12 protein-coding genes and 1 riboswitch are annotated in these 18,573 nt (G+C 46.2%); of the genes, 9 read left to right on the top strand and 3 right to left on the bottom strand.

What is annotated here, in order from left to right; translation table 11 throughout:
- The first annotated feature begins 144 nt into the window (after positions 1–144).
- Positions 145–1,584 carry an amino acid permease gene (locus B0O44_RS09985; RefSeq protein ID WP_110829819.1) on the top strand — a complete coding sequence of 480 codons (1,440 nt, stop codon included), beginning with the start codon at positions 145–147 and terminating at the stop codon, positions 1,582–1,584.
- On the opposite strand, the gene B0O44_RS09990 is transcribed toward B0O44_RS09985, so the two are convergent.
- Entirely contained in the window at positions 1,581–2,519 is a 939-nt protein-coding gene (locus B0O44_RS09990; RefSeq protein ID WP_110829821.1) for an MBL fold metallo-hydrolase, read from the bottom strand. The genes B0O44_RS09985 and B0O44_RS09990 overlap by 4 nt on opposite strands.
- A 185-nt stretch (positions 2,520–2,704) precedes the next feature.
- On the opposite strand from B0O44_RS09990, the gene B0O44_RS09995 reads away from it, so the two are divergent.
- The 4 genes from B0O44_RS09995 to B0O44_RS10010 all read left to right on the top strand — a co-directional run bounded on the left by B0O44_RS09995 (position 2,705) and on the right by B0O44_RS10010 (position 8,447).
- Positions 2,705–4,192, top strand: coding sequence for a sensor histidine kinase (locus B0O44_RS09995; protein ID WP_110829824.1), 1,488 nt, complete (start codon positions 2,705–2,707; stop codon positions 4,190–4,192).
- Entirely contained in the window at positions 4,189–4,878 is a 690-nt protein-coding gene (locus B0O44_RS10000) for a response regulator transcription factor (RefSeq protein ID WP_110829826.1), read from the top strand. Before B0O44_RS09995 ends, B0O44_RS10000 begins: the two co-directional genes overlap by 4 nt.
- An 82-nt stretch (positions 4,879–4,960) precedes the next feature.
- A complete protein-coding gene (locus B0O44_RS10005) occupies positions 4,961–7,762 on the top strand; it encodes an outer membrane beta-barrel protein (RefSeq protein ID WP_110829828.1) in 2,802 nt (933 codons plus the stop codon).
- A 22-nt stretch (positions 7,763–7,784) separates the two neighbouring features.
- Positions 7,785–8,447: a DUF4412 domain-containing protein gene (locus B0O44_RS10010; RefSeq protein ID WP_170123305.1), complete on the top strand. Its 663-nt coding sequence runs from the start codon at positions 7,785–7,787 to the stop codon at positions 8,445–8,447.
- Between the two features lie 46 nt (positions 8,448–8,493).
- On the opposite strand, the gene B0O44_RS10015 is transcribed toward B0O44_RS10010, so the two are convergent.
- Positions 8,494–9,978, bottom strand: a complete 1,485-nt coding sequence (locus B0O44_RS10015; protein WP_245943635.1) for a voltage-gated chloride channel family protein — start codon at positions 9,976–9,978, stop codon at positions 8,494–8,496.
- Positions 9,962–10,024, bottom strand: a riboswitch (Fluoride riboswitch). It overlaps the preceding gene by 17 nt.
- A gap of 151 nt (positions 10,025–10,175) precedes the next feature.
- On the opposite strand from B0O44_RS10015, the gene B0O44_RS10020 reads away from it, so the two are divergent.
- A complete protein-coding gene (locus tag B0O44_RS10020; RefSeq protein WP_245943636.1) occupies positions 10,176–12,632 on the top strand; it encodes an ABC transporter permease in 2,457 nt (818 codons plus the stop codon).
- A 2-nt stretch (positions 12,633–12,634) separates the two neighbouring features.
- Here B0O44_RS10020 and B0O44_RS10025 read toward each other — a convergent pair whose 3' ends face one another.
- A complete protein-coding gene (locus B0O44_RS10025; protein ID WP_110829833.1) occupies positions 12,635–13,519 on the bottom strand; it encodes a LysR family transcriptional regulator in 885 nt (294 codons plus the stop codon).
- Between the two features lie 77 nt (positions 13,520–13,596).
- Between B0O44_RS10025 and hutH the strand changes: the two genes are divergently transcribed.
- From hutH to B0O44_RS10040, 3 genes are read left to right on the top strand one after another with little or no spacing between them, the layout of a single operon-like run.
- Entirely contained in the window at positions 13,597–15,168 is a 1,572-nt protein-coding gene (hutH, locus tag B0O44_RS10030) for a histidine ammonia-lyase (RefSeq protein WP_110829835.1), read from the top strand.
- Positions 15,169–15,171: 3 nt separating this feature from the next.
- The gene (gene hutI, locus B0O44_RS10035) at positions 15,172–16,419 is read left to right on the top strand and encodes an imidazolonepropionase (RefSeq protein WP_110829837.1); all 1,248 of its coding nucleotides are present in this window, start codon (positions 15,172–15,174) and stop codon (positions 16,417–16,419) included.
- A 13-nt stretch (positions 16,420–16,432) separates the two neighbouring features.
- The gene (locus tag B0O44_RS10040) at positions 16,433–18,433 is read left to right on the top strand and encodes a urocanate hydratase (protein WP_110830429.1); all 2,001 of its coding nucleotides are present in this window, start codon (positions 16,433–16,435) and stop codon (positions 18,431–18,433) included.
- Positions 18,434–18,573: the final 140 nt, after the last annotated feature.

Here is an 18,573-nt window from a genome sequence, read left to right on the forward strand (position 1 = left end):
TCTGGTTGCAATGAAGCATTCGCATGGGGCAGAACATAAGTGGTCAATTTTTTATCAAAACCTGCTAGTTTAATCGCATAAATAAATCTAAGTTTACATTTTTGCTGAATTAAAGATCTTACCAACAATTCCAGACCATACACATTGAAACAAGTAGAAGAACAAACCGGAGAAAATAAATTAAAAAGAGGTTTACAAAACAGGCATATCCAGCTCATTGCCCTGGGTGGCGCCATTGGTACCGGTCTGTTCCTGGGCATTGGTCCGGCAGCTGTACTGGCCGGCCCCTCTGTAATTTTAGGCTATGCACTGGCTGGCGTTATTGCTTTTTTTATTATGCGCCAACTGGGCGAAATGGTGGTGGAAGAGCCGGTATCGGGCAGCTTCAGTCATTTTGCTTATAAATATTGGGGTTCTTTTGCAGGTTTTGCCTCCGGATGGAATTACTGGGTGCTGTATATTCTGGTGAGTATGTCAGAATTGACCGCTATTGGGGTGTACATTCATTTCTGGTGGCCGGAAATTCCTTTATGGACTTCCAGTCTTTTCTTTTTTGTGGCCATCAATGCGCTGAACCTGACTTCTGTAAAGGTATATGGTGAAGTGGAGTTCTGGTTTTCCATCGTAAAAGTAGTGGCCATTATTGCCATGATTGTATTTGGGGTTTATTTATTGTTCAGCGGGTCTGCAGGGGAACAGGCCACCGTGCATAACCTTTGGAACGATGGTGGCTTTTTTCCAAAAGGCCTGTTCAGTTCCGATGGAAAAGGTGGTTTTCAGGGACTGTTTGCCGCCATTGCCATGATCATGTTTTCTTTTGGCGGGCTGGAGCTGATTGGCATTACGGCCGCGGAAGCCGAACGTCCGGAAAAAACCATTCCCAAGGCTACCAATCAGGTTATTTACAGGATCCTTATTTTCTATGTTGGCGCTTTGGTGATCTTGTTTTCCCTGTCTCCATGGAAAAACATCACCACCGACAGCAGCCCTTTTGTGATGGTTTTTGAAACCTTAAAAGGCTTTCAGTTTAACCTTTTTGGCAAAACCATTTATTTTACCAGCGTGATTGCCAATGTGCTGAACCTGATTGTACTGACTGCCGCATTATCGGTATACAACAGCTGCGTGTACAGCAACAGCCGGATGCTGTATGGTTTGGCCCAGCAGGGCAATGCACCGGCTTTTTTATCAAAACTGAACAAAAACCATGTGCCGGTAAAAGCGCTGCTGATTTCAGGCATTTTTGCTGCGGTTTGTATTGTGGTCAACAAGCTGATGCCGGAAAGGGCATTGGGGATATTGATGTCGCTGACAGTGTCTTCGCTGATCATCAACTGGCTGATGATTAGCATTACCCATTTAAAATTCAGGAAAAATAAAAATGCAGAACAGGTGAAAACCAAATTCCCTTCTTTTATTTACCCCCTGTCCAATTACATCTGTCTGGTCTTTTTGATTGGTATTCTGGTGCTCATGTGGATTACAGGCATGAAAATGCCGGTCGAGCTGATCCCTGGCTGGATTGCCTTATTGTATGTCTGTTACTGCTTACTGAAAAGAAAAAGAGCTAAACAGCTCATTTAAAGTTCCAGCTGCTGCTGGTACCTGGCAATATGAAAGCCGTTTTTCAAAACGGTTTTGCTTTGTTCACTTTCGGGCTTCAGCAAAGGATTGGTATGGTTCAGGTGAATGAACCAGATTTTGTCTTTTTCACTTTTTGGGAGCGAGGCAAACAGTTGCATGCTTTCACTGACAAAAGGATGTGGAACTTCCGAAATCAGTCGTCCTGGAAGCTCGGCAGCATCGTAAAAAGTGGCATCAATAAAAGCATAATCTACTTTTTTAATTTCGTCTATAATGTTTTTGTCCCATTTTGACCATTTGTCAATATCGGGAATAAACAATGCCTTTTTGCGGGGGCCTTCGATAAGAAAACCGACGGTTTCAGAAAACTCGTCCCGGTGAGGAACTTTAAAGGCTTTGACTTTAATGTTTGGCGAAAGGACCTCTGTTTTTTCATCCTGCAGTTCCCTGAGCTGTATGTTGTTTAAACTGACAAGCTGGCTCCAGGGACCATTACCGGTCAGAAAATCTTTCATTTTGGGCATGGCATATACAGCTACGTTTTTGGAGCCCATCGCCTCACGGCCCAGGTACATCAGCCCGGCATAATGACCAATATGTGCATGGGTCAGAAAAATCCCGTCGGGGGCCTGTTTGCTGCTGAAAAGGGAAAGGTTTTTTAGGGCTTTCATTTGAAAAGGCAGGTTTGGTGTAGCGTCAAACAGCCAGTTCATTTTGTTTTCGGGATCCAGCACAGCCAGGCAGGAAACCATACGGTTGGGGTCCGGGTGCAGGAACAGGTCCCGGCAGCAATCTTTGGTGCAGCCAATATGGGGCGAGCCCCCATCCTGAACATTTCCCAGTACGACAAGAACAGGGCCTGTGGAGGCCTGTTTCTGGGCAAAGGTGCTCTGGCTAAGGATCCAGATAAAAAGTAAAATGGCGGGTGTTTTCATGGAGCAATGTTTTAAATGCCTGGCCTGTTCAAAAGCAGACAGGACAAAGTACTGCAAAATTTTTTATCCGCTGTCTGTTCCGGGGTTTAAAAAATGCCTGGCGAAAGGTTAATGAACCTTGCAAAAAGGTTAAATTCAGTTAACTTGTACTGCAAAGCCTTGTGTATCATGTAACTTTGCCCGATATGAATAAACTGGTTAAACGGATTTGGTGGATTGTGCTTCCAACAGCCCTGGCGGTTCTGGCTTTCCAGCTCTATTGGTTGCGTACCAATTACATAGAGCAGCGGGACAGTTTTGAGCAGGTGGCTGCTGACGCCCTTCAGAAAGCCTATGACCAGTCGGTGATGGAAAGTTTGGAGAAAATGGGCCAGCAAAAAGCAGAACGTCTTAAAAAGAAACCTAAAAAGCTTGTACAAACCACCACCAGTAAAATCACCCTGCTTCCTGCGGGGCAGGTATCTGATCAAAAGATCGATTCTATCGCCAGCAGTATTGTCCAGGGCTTGGCAGGTGCAAAAAAAACAAATAAAACAGGGATTGAAAATACGACGATTACCCTTTCCCAAAAATGGTCAGATAAGCCCGACAGTGTGGTGAACCAGGAAATTAACCCCAGGAGTGCCAACCTGGATTTTAATCACTTTTTGGCGGGTATATTAAGTGCCGCGCAGATCACTGAAATTGATACCCTGCTGATCCGAAAAAGCCTGCTAAAGGAGCTGAAAATAAGACATATTTTATTGCCTTTTTCACTAAAGCTCCTTGCTAAGGATACGGTTTTTAAAGATAAAGATGCGGGCCTGGTGTATAAAAATATAACGACCCCTAAAAAGAAAATGACTTTACTGCTTCGTTTCGAAAAGGTAGGTCCTATGCTTTTTCTGAAAATCCTGTGGCCGGTGGTGCTGTCCTTTTTATTGGTTTTACTCATAACAGGTTGCATCTGGCTGCTTTGGCGGATTATTGTCCGGCAAAAAAAACTGGAAGTGATGAAAAATGATTTCATCAGCAACATTTCCCATGAGCTAAAAACCCCGCTTTCTATATTAAGCGCCACCAACGAGGCTTTGCTGAAATTTGGGGGGATCCAGGACCGGGAAAAAACAGAACGTTATTTGCTGCTGGAACAGGCAGAATTACGTAAACTGCAGGGCCTGGTGGAGAACATTATGACCTTAACCCGCATGGAGCACCGGGAAGATGAACTGATTGGCAGGCAGGAGAAAACGGATGTTAAAGCCTTACTGGATCAGGTGTTGTCGCGTTTTAGTGAGCTGTCCGGGCTGGAGTTGCATACCCGGTTTTTGGTCGAAAATGCGCATTTGAATACCTATCCTGCTGGCTTAAAAATCATTTTGTCGAACCTGATTGACAATGCCATTAAATATACCCCAGGAATACAAAAAGAGGTGTTTATCCAAATAGAAGAAAGAACGGGAGACTTTGTGTTTTCAGTTCGCGACCAGGGGATCGGTATCGATAAAGCGTATTTGCCTTTTATTTTTGATAAATTTTACCGGGTGCCGCAGGGCAATGTACACGAGGTAAAAGGCTATGGGCTGGGCCTGAGTTATGTAAAAACCATTGTCGGGAAACTAGGGGGCGATATTCAGGCCGAAAGTACAGTGAACAGGGGAACAACATTTACTTTTCAATTGAAAAAATCATGAGCCAGAACATACGTTTATTGTTGGTAGAAGATGAAGAAATTCTTGCTGCTGTGGTGAAGGAAACCCTGGAGACCAGTGGTTTTGAAGTGACACTTGCCTCAAACGGAGTCGAAGGCTGGAACATGTACCAGTCTGTAAAGCCAGACCTTTGCATTATTGATGTGATGATGCCTAAAAAGGACGGTTTGAGCCTGGTTACAGAGATCAGGGCGGTAGACCAGGGAATTCCCCTTATTTTACTCACGGCCAAAAGCGAAAAGCTCGATGTGCTGAAAGGTTTTCAGGCGGGTGCCGATGATTATATGAAAAAACCTTTCAGTATAGAGGAATTGATTTTTCGCATCCATGCCATTCTTAAAAGGACCATGTTCAGCGCCAAACCCCTGGTGGCCGAATGCATACGCATTGGGTCTTATACCTTTGATTACAACCGCCTGGAACTGCGGCATGAAAATGAACTGAAAAAATTATCCCAAAGGGAGGCCGATATTTTGAAAATGCTGGTGGACCATGCCAATGACATCACCTCCAGAAAAGAAATCCTGATGGATTTATGGGGGGACGATAGTTTTTTCAATACCCGTAATATGGATGTATACATCAGCCGTCTGCGCAAGTATCTCCGTCATGACCAGGAAGTACAGATTGTTAATGTCCGTAGCCGCGGCCTGAAGCTTTTGCTTTAAGGCCTGAAAATATCAAGGTTGTTTAACCCGATATCAAGGTACGTTAACCCGCTTTAAATCAGTGGCTCCATACTTTTGGGGCATGGTTAGGTTTCATTTTTTTGCAATCCTGTTTACAGGTTTAACAGCCATCCCGGGGATGGCTGATGCGCAGCAACAGCTGAAAAGCAAAATGATCGATGGCAGTACGGGCAAGTCACTTGCAGGCGTTACGGTTAAAGTATACAGCAATACAGATACCCTTAAGGCCCTTCATACGGTCGTGAGCGATCAGCAGGGCCTGCTGGTTTTGGATGGGGTCTCCAAAGGAGATTTTTTACTGAAAGCAAATCTTTTGGGCTATAAAGCATTCAAGCTGTATTTCAGTCAGCCTGCGGGTCAGTTTGGTCCATTGCCCGCATCCATTTCCCTATACAGCGAAAGCACACAATTAAAAGAAGTCGCTATTGTGAAAGAGGTTCCGCCCATTCGCATGAAAGGGGATACCATAGAATACAACGCCGATAAATTTAAGACCAAGGAAAATGCAGTGGTGGAAGACCTGCTGAGAAAACTCCCGGGCGTAAATGTTGAGCGCGATGGCAGTATTAAGGCCCAGGGTGAACAGGTGCAGCGGGTATTGGTAGACGGCAAAGAGTTTTTTGGCTCGGACCCTTCCATTGCCACCAGAAACCTTCCGGCCGATATGATCGATAAGGTCCAGATCCTGGATAAAAAAAGTGACCTGTCGGAGTTTACGGGAGTAGCAGATGGGAACCAGGTGAAAACCATTAACCTGGTGACCAAAAAGAACCGCAAAAGAGGGTATTTTGGAAATGCGAGTGCCGGTGCCGGCACTTCAGGAACTTATGAAGGCGGAATAAATGCCAACAGCTTTGTGGGGGACATGCAACTCTCTACGCTGCTGAAAGGCAATAATGTCAATAAATCGGGTTTTAGTGCAACTGAACTGATCCGTTTGCTTTCACAAGACAAGGATATGTTCAATAACCTGCCCCCATCGGCTTTATCTGAACTCATGCGCATGAAAGGGGTGACCATGCAGGGAAGTCCGGATGCCCTGGCGGAAATTGCCAGGCCGGTTGGCCTTACCGATACTAAATTTGGTGGCCTTAATTTTAACAACGACTGGGGGAAGGACATTCAGTTTCGCAGCAGTTATTTTTTTAACAATAACCAAACCAGCAATGATTTTGATTATGCCCGCCAGTACCTGCTGCAAAATAATGCTTATAATTATAACCAGATGGGGTCGGTCAGCGACCGCAACACCAACCACCGGATAGACCTGAGCGGGGATATAAAACTGGGGGAAATGACTTCCCTAAAAGTTACCCCGCACCTGAACTTTAGCCAGACAGAAAGTAACAATTCCCGTAATTTCCGTTCCACCAGCCCCGACGGGACGAAATTACTAAACCAGGGCAGCCAGACCAGCAGTAATGATGGCCGGCACAGTTTATTGAACAGCGGAATCCTGTTGCGCCAGCGCTTTAGCAAAAAAGGACGTACACTGGCAGTCAACCTGAGCCCGGAATTGTATCAGAACAAAAACTTACTGTACAACCAGAGCAACAGTATTTATAACGACCCCGTTCTGGGCAGCAGGACAGAAAACATCGATCAGCAGACGGCCAACCACTCGGATGTCTACAGTCTGAATACCAATGTATTGTTTACCGAACCTTTATTTAAAAGCAACAGTCTGCAAATTGGCAACCAGTTGTATTACAGTCATGGGACCTATGACCGCCTGGTGAACAATAAAGATGCAGCCGGCCGTTATGGCAACCTCGATTTTGACCTGAGCGATGTGTTTAGTTCACGAAGGTTGCAATATACCGCCAAACTTTCCCTGGCGGGCAATTATAAAAACTTTTTATATACCATTGGGCTGGGCTGGCAGCAAAACAACATCCGCGGCAATTCATCCATGAAAAACTACCTGGTACAGGGGCATTACAATGATCTTTTGCCCGATGCTTATGCCGAACTCAAGACCAGTAAAACGGACAAACTGATTTTCAGGTACAATGCGGCTGCAACAGCACCCACTATTAGCAATTTGCAGCCCCTTACCGATAATACAGATCCCGTCTATACCCGCAGGGGCAATAGCGGGCTGCAGCAAAAGAAAAGCCAGCAGTTGTCCCTTTCCTTTAATCATTTCAACACCGGCAGCGGTAACAACCTTTATGCCCGGGCTGGTTTTACCAGACTGGACCGGGATATTGCCGACAGCATCACCACAGACCTGAACTCGGGTAAACAACTGATCATTCCGGTCAATGTAAAAGGCAATTACCAGGCTTCTGTTTCGGCCGGGCAAAGTATAAAAGTAGACGGGAACGGTTCTTCTTTGTCCGCGGATGTGAATTTTGCTTATACCCGAAGTGTGGTGTTTAACAATGGTTTGGCCAATGAAAATAAGGTGCTTTCGCTCACACCGGGTTTTAATTTTAACTATTACCTGGGTTCCAGCATCAGCCTGACAGCCAGGGGCAGCGCAGCCTGGAATGTGCGCCGTTTTACCGGGGCTTCTGCATTGCCTGAAAAGAACTGGCTGTTGATGTACAGCCTGGAAGGGACCATTTTATTGCCTTATAAATTTACCCTGGAACCGACCATTGATGCCTTCAGCACCCTGGGCATGGCCAGTGGTTTCAACAATAATATTGTCCTGCTCAATACCGCCATCAGCCGCCCGCTTGGCAAACATTTTACCCTGCAGGCCCAGGCTAAAGATTTACTCAATAAAAACCAGAGCCTAAACCGGATTACCGGTAATGGTTATATCGAGGACAGAAAAAACAATACCCTGGGTAAATATTACCTGTTTAGCCTGATTTACAAATTCAGACATTTTCCAAAAGCAAAAGCATAAATAAATGATAAATAAAACAGATATGACAAGAACAATGTTGTTGCTGGTGCTGATCAGCAGTTCGGTGACTTATGGTAAGGCACAGGACAAAAATCAGGGAAAAATAGAATATGAAGTCATCCAGAACCTGCATGCGGCCTTAAAACCCGATCAACAGCAGTTTAAAGAAATGATCCCGGAAACGGTCACAGATAATGCCGAAATTTACTTCAACGGGACCAAAGCGAAACTGGTCGCAAAAAAGAAAGATCATTCTTCTGAGGAAGATGGGGTGAAATTAAAAGTCCAAAGCGACCAGGACAATGTGCTGGCCACCTATATGGATGTGAATAAAACCTATAAACTGACCGACCTGGGCGGCGGCAAGAAAGAGTTGCAGTTACAAACACATGATTTTAAAGGAAAAGGGCTTGGAAAAGCTGGCAGCCGGACCCGCAACATTCTGGGGCTGACCTGCAGGGAGGTGATTATGGATGGACCCGGGAGTAAAATGGTCCTCTGGATTGCCGATGATTTGCCTTTTACCGGCGGCCCGATGGGTATTCCGAGCGATAAGGGCGCCATACTGGGGATAGAGAGTAAAGTATTGAAAATTACCGCAACAGCCATCAATTATGTTCCGGTCCCGGTGGCCGAGGTGAGTATTCCGGCCGGAGTGGAGGTGAAAGAGAAAAAAGACAAATAGCTATTCCATGCCTATGGTTAAAACAGGAGAGGACCGGATTTGAATTTTATTGATCCGGTTCTTCTTTTTTCTGGTCTTTTTCGTTTTTAAACAGCAGGCTGTATTTTTTTAATTTTTCCTGCAGATAGCTTCTTTTTTTTCCGCTTTGCCAAAAGGGGCTTTCTTGTTCTGCTTCTTCACCGAAAATTTTGGGTACGGCAATTTGTTGGGCCGTATAAATACCCGAATGTCCGCTAAAAAAATAGGCGGTAAAACAGGCGACTGCAAAAAGCAGGGCATGTTCTCCCCCAAAAAGTTCTACACCCATAAAGGTACAGGCCAGTGGGGTATTGGTTGAACCCGAAAACACCGCAATAAAGCCAAGTGCGGCAAAGAGGCTTACCGGCGCATCCATCCACACAGAAAGCGTATTGCCCAGGGTCGCCCCAATATAAAACAAAGGGGTCACTTCGCCACCTTTAAAACCGGTGCCCAGGGTTAGGGTCGTATACAGGGTTTTCCAGAGCCAGCTCCAGGGATCTGCTCCCCCGGCATGAAAGGCCGAGGGCAGGGTAACTGCACCAGGGTATTCTGCATCAATGCCAAGGCTCAGGTAATCGGGTTTTCCGTTGACAAAGGTCAATCCGATCAGGAGCAGTCCACCAAAAATAGGGATTATCCATTTGGATTTAAACAGTTTAAGGCAGGTGTTTTTAATGGCGTGGGCCATTCCCGAAAAGAGGTAACTGGCCAGTCCAAATGCTGCAGAGGCCAGAATTACTTTTCCAAGGAGCAAAATGTCCATATGTAAAAAACGGCCCAGACCATACGTAACTTGTGGCAGGGGGTCAATATGATAATGGGTATGGCTAACCTGCCAGGCGGCTACGGTGAGGTCACCGATCACTGCTGCAATCAGGGCCGGAACCAGGGCATCGTACTTGATGCGGCCTACGGCAAGCACTTCCATGGCAAATATAGCCCCTGTTACCGGTGTGCCAAATACAGCGCCAAAACCAGCGGCCACACCTGCAATTAGTATAATGCGCAGGTCGGGCCCCTTTAAACCAAACCAGTTTCCAAACATAGCGGCTATACTTCCGCCAATTTGTACCGCCGTACCTTCCCGGCCGGCCGAGCCTCCAAACAAATGGGTCATAACCGTGGTCAGCAGAATAATAGGGGCCATTCTTTTGGGCACGGCGCCACCTTCCTGATGGATTTGTTCCAGGATCAGGTTATTGCCTTTTTCGGAGGATTTCCCTACAGACTGGTAAATAAAATGAATGGCAAGGCCCGCCAGCGGCAACAGGTACAATAACCACTTGTGCTGAAAACGAAAGTGAATGGCCCCGTTTAACAGCCACAGGAAAAGGGCTACAATACTGCCGGTCAAAATGGCAACAGGCAACACCAGCAGGGTCCAGCGGCATAAATGTTTCAGGATGCGGAGGTGTTCTTTGAAGGAAAACGAATTCTGGTCTTTCATAACTACAATAATTTTAATGCCGGCAGGATTTTGTTCTGCCGGGGAGGTTATTGTAGGCGCCATCAGCAAATGCGGTTTTTAAAAGGAAGACACCATTTCCTGAGCCGAATATAAGGAATAATTTTTTTGTTTCAACCGGGAGATTAAAATTTGCTTTTTCAAACCGGCCTGTTTTTAGGGAAAAATAGTTTTCTCAAATTGTTCGTTTTTGCGCGGTTTCTGTCCGTTTTTGAACGATTGTTTTTATAAAACCCTGTTTTATGCACCAAAAAAGAATATTTTTATACTGGCATATCCTTGGCAGGGATAAACAAAAATGTACAGATATGTTTCGTCTTAACCTGAAAATCGTTTTAAGAAACCTTTGGAAAAATAAAGGTTATACGCTGATCAATGTGTTTGGATTGTCGGTGGGAATGGCCAGTTGTATCCTGATTTTTATGTTCATCAGGTATCAGCTGAATTTTGACAAAGGTTATAAGAATGACGACCGGATTTACAGGTTTGTAACCGACTGGACCTATAATAGTTATCAGGATTATAGCCAGGGGGTCCCTGTTCCATTACCTGCGGCCGTGAGAAATGAATTTACCGGACTGGATAAAGTTGCGGGCATTGTAAGGGCTGGGGGCCTTATTTTGATAAAGGATACAAATGGGGTAAACCGGATCAAGACCTATCAGAATGTGTACTTTACCGAACCTGGTTTTTTTGATATTTTTAAGATCAGCTGGCTTTCGGGAAATCCTGAAAAAGACTTGTCGGGGCCTGGCACGGTAGCTTTATCGGAAAGCACAGCAAAGAAATTTTTCGGCGGCACCCAGCAGGCCATGGGAAAAAGTATGCAGTATGGCGGCAAAATGGCCTTAAAGGTCATTGGGGTATTCAAAGACCAGCCCCTGCAAAGCAGCTTTCCCCTGGAAGTGGTCATCAGTTTTCAGAGTTATGCACATAAAGACAATAAGGAATGGGATGCGGTTTCCTCCAGCATGCAGTGTTACGTATTGTTTAGTGAGGCCCTAAAACCAGAAGATTTTAAGGGACAATTGGACCGCTTTAATGATAAATATTACAGGCAGCAACACTTGCCGGGTAACCAGCGCAATGCTTTTCAGGCTTTAAAAGACATACATTTCAATACACGCTACGGAAATTTTGCAGAATTTTCCATGACCAAAAAGGAAATTTATGTGCTGGGGCTCATTGGGTTGTTCCTGATCCTGACCGCATGTATTAATTTTATCAATCTGGCCACCGCGCAGGCCATTAACCGCTCTAAAGAAGTTGGAGTCCGTAAAGTTATGGGCAGTAAACGCCAGCAGCTGATTGGTTATTTTTTAACCGAGACCATGGCCATTACCATTTGTTCGTTGCTTTTTGCCGGTATGATGGCAGAACTGGCCCTTCCTTATTTGCAGAATCTTTTGGGGATCAGGCTTGGAGAGGATTTGTTTACAGCACCGGCAGCTTTATTGTTTATGGTTTTACTGGCGCTTTTTGTCGGTTTTATGGCTGGCTTTTACCCCGCCCTGGTGATGTCTGGTTTTAGTCCGGCACTGGCCATTAAAAATAAGGTTGTGGTGAATAAAAGCGGCCTGAGTTTAAGAAAAGTATTGGTGGTGTTTCAATTTTCCATGACCATTATTTTGCTGATCTGTACGCTGGTGGTCATGAAACAGATGGATTATGTGCGAAAAAGGCCCCTGGGTTTTAATTCTGATGCTGTGGTGATGGTCAATGTTCCCTCGGGTGGAGGGTACGAGGGAAAACATGCCAGTTTTAAAGAAAGGTTGTCCAGGATTGCAGGGGTGAATGGGTTAAGCTTTTGCAGCACCCCGCCTTTGTCGGGGGATATGAATACAACGGCGTTTAAACTCAATGGTTTGGAGAACAAAGATTTTGAGGTCAGGATTTCCCGCGTCGATGAAAATTACTTTAAGCTCTTTGACCTGAAAATCATAACCGGAAAGGTATTTGCAAAAAGCGACAGCCTGAATGGTTATGTGGTGAACGAGACTTTTCTGAAAAAGATTTATATCGATGACCCGCAGAAGGCCCTGGGCAAGATCGTGGAGCAGAATGGTCATGCGGCACCCATTGTAGGGGTGGTGAAGGATTTTAATGATTTGTCCCTTCAGGAAAACATTTCCCCCATGATCCTTTGTAATGGTAAAGATTTCTATTATACGATTGCAGTTAAACTCGACAGTAAACAAATTCTTCCTGCAATGAAAGAAATAGAGACTTTGTGGAACAATACCTTTCCGGACGATGTGTATTATTCCTGGTTTGTAAACGATGGTTTTGCCAGATATTACAAAAGTGAACGTTTAATGGGCACCATGTTCCGGTTGTCTGCCACCCTGGTGATCTGTATTTCTTTTATCGGCTTGTTTGGCCTGATTTCTTTTGTGGCCACGCAACGGACCAGGGAAGTGGCCATCCGTAAAGTACTGGGTGCCTCTACTTATCAGGTCATGCGCCTGCTCAACAGCGCTTTTTTGCTGATGGTGTTTATGGCCAACCTGCTGGCCTGGCCATTGGCTTATATTTTTGTCTCCAGGTGGCTGTCGGGATTTGCGTATCATATAGAACTGAGCGTATGGCCTTTTGTGTTTGCCATGTTGCTTTCTATGCTGATCACCCTGATTACGGTAAGCATCCGTTCTTACCGGGCTGCAATAGCAAATACAGTCGATGCCCTTAAATATGAATAACTTTAAGGGAGCAGCAGTTCGATGACATTTTTTAGCGCCGGATTGCGGTTGGACTCTTTCCAGATGGCATAGAGTTCTGTGGTCTGGGGAATGTTTTTCAGTTCAATGAATTTTACGTTGAGATTGTAGCCATATTGCAGGGAGGTGGGTACTATGGCGACGCCAAGACCCTCTTCCACCAGTTTAAAGATTGTTAAGGCATTGACCGATTTGTGAAACACTTTAGGGCGGAAACCATGGTCTTCGCAAATGCTCATGATCAGGTCATGGTAAAAAGGGCTGTCTTCGCTGGAAAAGAAAATAAAAGCTTCCTGGCTCAGCTCGCGTACGCTGGTGAAATTCAGGGGACTGACCGGATGCTCTTTGGGCAGCACGACAGAAAAACTATCCTGGTGCACCAGCTGTTTGCTGACCCCTTCGGGAAAGCGCTGTACCCTTACAAAACCCAGGTCCAGTTTGTCGCGTTCGAGCAGGTCGATTTGCATTTTGTTGGGCATTTCTTCCAAAATGGTCCGGATGCCCGGATATTCCTTGTTCAACCTGAAAACCAGTTCTGGGATGACTTTTTGGGCAGCTGAACCCAGAAAGGCAATGCGCAGTTCGGTTTCTTTACCCTGGCTGATGTTGTCCAGCTGCTCTTTGATGTTGTCCAGGTGGTTAAAAATAAAGTCTACTTCTTTTTTCAGGTAAATTCCGGCTGCAGTGAGTTCTACCTTTTTTTTGCTGCGGTCAAACAGGCTCACTTTAAAGATTTCTTCCATTTGCCGGATCTGGCGGCTCAGCCCGGGCTGCGAAATAAACAGCAGTTCGGCGGCCCTTCGAAACTTCAGTTCCTGGGCCAGTACCTGGAAATATTTCAAATGCCGCAGCTCTATCTGATAACCCATGGTTATTAATTGATGATGTAATTGGTATTTATAGGTATCAAATATAGAGATTATATTTGTCTAAACCATTTAGTTATATGAGCGTTAAAGAGATATTTAATTACGGGTCGGACTTTCTTACCGCCGGTAAAGCATTGGCCATCAGTAAAGGAAGCTTAAAAGGGGTGTTGAGTGAAGACTGCCGGATCAATGTGCGCAAAAGCAGCGAAACCGTGGCAAAAATTGCCCTTTCAAATAAAGTTGTTTATGGAGTAAACACAGGCTTTGGTCCTTTGTGTACCACCATGATTTCTGCAGAAGATACCAAAAAACTTCAGGAGAATATTTTAAAAAGCCATGCCGTAGGTATCGGGGAACCGATAGCTGAAGAGATTTCCCGCCTGATGCTGGTGCTGAAACTTCAGGCCCTGGCCAAAGGTTATTCGGGCATACAGGAAATAACCCTGGACCGTATGATCTGGCACCTGGAAACAGGCGCTATTCCGGTGGTGCCCAAACAAGGTTCTGTAGGGGCTTCGGGAGACCTGGCACCTTTGTCGCATTTGTTTCTGCCCCTGATTGGACTTGGAAAAGTGCATTATAAGGGGAAGGTGATCCCGGCAGCAGAACTGCTGCAGGAACATGGGCTGCAGCCCATCCCGCTGGCTGCAAAAGAAGGCCTGGCCTTAATCAACGGGACGCAGTTTATTGCTGCCCATGCGGTAAAAGTGATAGAACGTTTTCATAACCTGCTCAGCACGGCCGATATTACCGCTGCCATGATGATTGAAGGCCTGATGGGTTCTGTAAAACCTTTTCATGCGCAACTGCACGAGCTCAGGGCTTATAAAGGAAATCAGCATGTGGCACATAATGTCCGTCATTTGCTGGAAAACTCTGAAATTGTAAGTTCCCATTCGGATTGCGCAAAAGTACAGGATCCTTATTCGCTGCGCTGTGTACCGCAGGTACATGGGGCTTCCCGCAATGCCTGGTTGCACCTGAAAGAAATGCTGGAAGTAGAAATCAACTCTGTGACAGATAATCCGGTGATTTTTAGTGAAGAGCTGACCATCAGCGGTGGTAATTTCCATGGACAGCCTATGGCCATGCCATTGGACTATGCCTGTCTGGCTGCTTCAGAGATTGGTAACATTTCCGACCGGAGAATTTATCTTTCCCTGGAAGGCAATACGCCGGGGGTCCCAAAATTGCTCATGAAAGAGACGGGTTTAAATTCTGGTTTTATGATCCTTCAATATACCTCTGCTGCATTGGCGAGTGAAAATAAAGGGCTTTGTTTTCCGGCAAGTGCCGACAGCATTCCGACTTCACTGGGACAGGAAGACCACGTGAGCATGGGTTCCATTAGTGGACGTAAAGCCCTGCAGGTGATTGAAAATGTAGAAAAAATTCTGGGTATAGAACTTTTTTGCGCGGCCCAGGCCATGGATTACCATGCCCCTTTAAAATCTGGAAAGATCATTACAGCGGTACATGATTTTGTAAGGTCAAAAGTGGCCCATCTGGAGCAGGACCAGATCATGTATGACCTGATGGAAGAAACCATAGAAATGGTGAAACAAGGCAGCATCCTGAAAATTGCAAAAGAAGTAGCTGCCCGTGAAAATATTGCTTTTGGTACCGGAGACGATTTTGAAAAATTCTAGCTTATGAAAAGTGAATTCTGTTTAATTGGCCCTATTACCCAACTGGTCAGCCTTTCGGGCTTACCTGAGCGCGGACCGGTCAAGGATGAAGAGATACAACCTTTAGCGCAGGCCGGACTGTTGCTAAAGGGAAATAAAATTTATAAAACTGGTGTTTATCAGGAGCTGAAAAAACAGGCAGAAGCTGTAGGTGCAGCCCTGGTCGAGCTGGACCAGGACTATGTCTGTCTGCCGGGTTTTGTAGATGCACATACACACATTTGTTTTGGGGGCTCCCGGGCAAATGATTATGCCATGCGCAATTCTGGCAAAACTTATCTGGAAATTTCTGAAGCCGGGGGCGGGATCTGGGATACGGTACAGCAAACACGCAAGGCAAGTGCCCATGAACTGGAAGTTTTAACCCTGGCAAGGGCCAGCAGGCATTTGTCGGAAGGGGTGACCACCATAGAAGTGAAAAGCGGTTACGGGCTGAGCACGCAGGAAGAATTGAAAATGTTAAGGGTCATCCAGGCGGTAAACAGCCAGACGCCTGCGGATCTGGTGGCGACCTGTCTGGCGGCGCACACCTTGCCAAGGGACATTAGCGGAAATCATGCTGCTTATTTACAGGAAATGGCAGCGCAGCTGTTGCCGGTGATCCTGGAAGAAAAACTGAGCCGGCGGGTGGATGCCTTTGTGGAAAAAGGTGCTTTTTCAGCGGAAGACATTAGCCCTTATTTTAAAAAGGCGCAGGAAATGGGCTTTGACATTACCGTGCATGCCGATCAGTTTAGCAGTGCGGGCAGTGCAGTGGCTGTGGCATTCGGTGCATTGAGCGCCGACCATCTGGAAGCCAGCACCCAGCAGGACATTGACCGGCTGGCGCAAAGCAAGGTCATTGCGGTGGCTTTACCGGGCGCCTCTATAGGTTTGGGCTGCGGTTTTACCCCGGCCAGGAAAATGTTGGATGCAGGTTTAAGCCTGGCCATTGCCAGCGACTGGAACCCTGGCTCTGCGCCAATGGGCGACCTGCTTGCCCAGGCAGCCATATTGGGCACTTTTGAAAAGCTTTCCAATGCCGAAGTCCTGTCGGGAATTACTTTCCGGGCGGCACAGGCCCTGAATTTACATGACCGGGGCAAACTGGAAGAAGGCTTTCTGGCCGATTTTGTTTTGTTTGCGGCAAAAGATTATAAAGAGATTTTATACCAGCAGGGAAAGCTTAAACCTGCAAAGGTTTTTAAAGGCGGTGTTTTATTTAAAGGGTAAAAAGACAAGCAATATGAATTTTAAGGAACAGATTTTACAGGGGATACCTGCAGTGTTACCGGCAAAAAAAGCCTGGGATGCGCAGGTGAACCACGCACCTGTAAGGAAGGATATTTTAAGTCCGGAAGAGAAAAAATTAAGCTTACGTAATGCCTTAAGGTATTTTCCGGAAGAATGGCACCAGGAACTGGCCGCAGAATTTTTAGAAGAACTGCAGCAGTACGGGCGCATTTATATGTACCGGTTCAGACCGGATTACCAGATGTATGCCCGGCCGGTAGGGGATTATCCTTATCAGAGCCTTCATGCCGCCTGCATTATGCTCATGATCCAGAACAACCTGGACCCGGCCATTGCGCAGCATCCGCATGAACTGATTACCTATGGTGGAAACGGTGGGGTTTTTCAAAACTGGGCGCAGTACCTGCTGACCATGCAGTACCTGGCAAAAATGACAGATGAGCAAACGCTCAACATGTACAGCGGTCATCCTCAGGGTTTGTTCCCTTCTTCTGCGGCTGCACCAAGGGTTGTGGTGACCAATGGGATGATGATCCCGAATTATTCTTCGCCCGATGACCTGGAAAAATTCAGCGCCCTGGGCGTGACCCAGTATGGACAAATGACGGCTGGATCCTATATGTATATCGGTCCGCAGGGGATTGTACATGGAACAGCCATTACCCTGATGAATGCTTTTCGTAAAAAACTTCATAAAGGAGAAAGCCCTGCCGGAAAGATTTTTCTGACCGCCGGTTTGGGTGGCATGAGCGGTGCGCAGACCAAGGCGGGTAACATTAGCGGTTGTATTACGGTATGTGCGGAGATCAACCCTAAAGCAGCACATAAAAGAAAGCAGCAGGGCTGGGTAGATGAATTGTTGGAGGATATGGACGCTTTGCTGGAAAGGGTAAAAAAAGCACAGCAAGAGCAGGAAGTGGTTTCCCTGGCCTATATTGGCAATGTGGTGGATGTCTGGGAACGTTTTGACCAGGAGAACATTTTTGTACAGATTGGATCAGACCAGACTTCATTGCACAATCCATGGTCGGGCGGTTATTATCCGGTCGGTCTGAGCTATGAGCAGGCGGGGGAAATGATGGCCAGGGACCCGGAATTGTTTAAAGAAAAGGTACAGGCTTCTTTGAAAAGACAGGCTGCAGCCATTCACAGGCACAGTTTAAAAGGGACTTACTTTTTTGATTACGGGAATGCTTTTCTACTGGAATGCAGCAGGGCAGGGGCCGATGTGATGGCTGCCGACGGAAAGAAATTCAGGTATCCGTCTTATGTACAGGATATTCTGGGCCCCATGTGTTTTGACTATGGTTTCGGGCCTTTCCGCTGGGTATGTACCTCTGGAAAAGCAGAAGACCTGCAGACCACTGACCGGATTGCAAAACAGGTGATGGAAGAGATTAAGGCCACTGCGCCCCAGGAGATCCAGCAGCAGTTGCAGGACAACCTAGTCTGGATCAGGGAAGCCGAAGTAAACAAACTGGTGGTGGGGTCCCAGGCCAGAATTTTATATGCAGATGCAGAAGGCCGTGCAAAAATTGCCATGAAGTTTAATGAGGCAGTGGAGTCTGGTTTGTTGTCTGCCCCGGTAGTACTGGGCCGTGACCATCACGATGTGAGCGGAACGGATTCCCCGTTCAGGGAAACCAGCAATATTTATGATGGCAGTAGTTTTACCGCAGACATGGCCATTCACAATGTGATCGGTGACAGTTTCCGCGGTGCGAGCTGGGTATCCATTCATAACGGTGGTGGTGTTGGCTGGGGCGAGGTGATCAACGGGGGCTTTGGACTGGTGCTGGACGGAACCCAAAGTGCTTTGTCCAAACTGAAAAATATGCTCTTTTTTGATGTCAACAACGGGGTGGCCCGCAGAAGCTGGGCCCGAAATAAGGAAGCCCGTTTTGCCATTGAAAGGGAAATGGAAAGAAGCCCCTCCTTAAAGGTGACTTTACCCTATTTGGTCAATGATGATTTACTGGACCGGCTGATTTAAAGCCGGGTGTAAGTTTAGCAATAGGAATGCGGATGGGGACATCCGCATTTTTTGTTTGATGACCAGGTAACCCTAAATGGTTTATATTTATTTGTAATTATTCTAAATAAGACTTACTTTCGCAGCAAAACACCATCAAT

It is taken from the genome of Pedobacter nutrimenti, from assembly GCF_003208655.1.
GTDB classification, from domain to species: domain Bacteria; phylum Bacteroidota; class Bacteroidia; order Sphingobacteriales; family Sphingobacteriaceae; genus Pedobacter; species Pedobacter nutrimenti.

What these genes read in the sequence shown, in the direction of transcription:
- B0O44_RS09990 (WP_110829821.1), bottom strand. Translation starts at nt 2,519, where the DNA reads ATGAAAACACCCGCCATTTTACTTTTTATCTGGATCCTTAGCCAGAGC.
- B0O44_RS09995 (WP_110829824.1), top strand. Translation starts at nt 2,705, where the DNA reads ATGAATAAACTGGTTAAACGGATTTGGTGGATTGTGCTTCCAACAGCC.
- B0O44_RS10000 (WP_110829826.1), top strand. Translation starts at nt 4,189, where the DNA reads ATGAGCCAGAACATACGTTTATTGTTGGTAGAAGATGAAGAAATTCTT.
- B0O44_RS10005 (WP_110829828.1), top strand. Translation starts at nt 4,961, where the DNA reads ATGGTTAGGTTTCATTTTTTTGCAATCCTGTTTACAGGTTTAACAGCC.
- B0O44_RS10010 (WP_170123305.1), top strand. Translation starts at nt 7,785, where the DNA reads ATGACAAGAACAATGTTGTTGCTGGTGCTGATCAGCAGTTCGGTGACT.
- B0O44_RS10015 (WP_245943635.1), bottom strand. Translation starts at nt 9,978, where the DNA reads ATGGCGCCTACAATAACCTCCCCGGCAGAACAAAATCCTGCCGGCATT.
- B0O44_RS10020 (WP_245943636.1), top strand. Translation starts at nt 10,176, where the DNA reads ATGCACCAAAAAAGAATATTTTTATACTGGCATATCCTTGGCAGGGAT.
- B0O44_RS10025 (WP_110829833.1), bottom strand. Translation starts at nt 13,519, where the DNA reads ATGGGTTATCAGATAGAGCTGCGGCATTTGAAATATTTCCAGGTACTG.
- hutH (WP_110829835.1), top strand. Translation starts at nt 13,597, where the DNA reads ATGAGCGTTAAAGAGATATTTAATTACGGGTCGGACTTTCTTACCGCC.
- hutI (WP_110829837.1), top strand. Translation starts at nt 15,172, where the DNA reads ATGAAAAGTGAATTCTGTTTAATTGGCCCTATTACCCAACTGGTCAGC.
- B0O44_RS10040 (WP_110830429.1), top strand. Translation starts at nt 16,433, where the DNA reads ATGAATTTTAAGGAACAGATTTTACAGGGGATACCTGCAGTGTTACCG.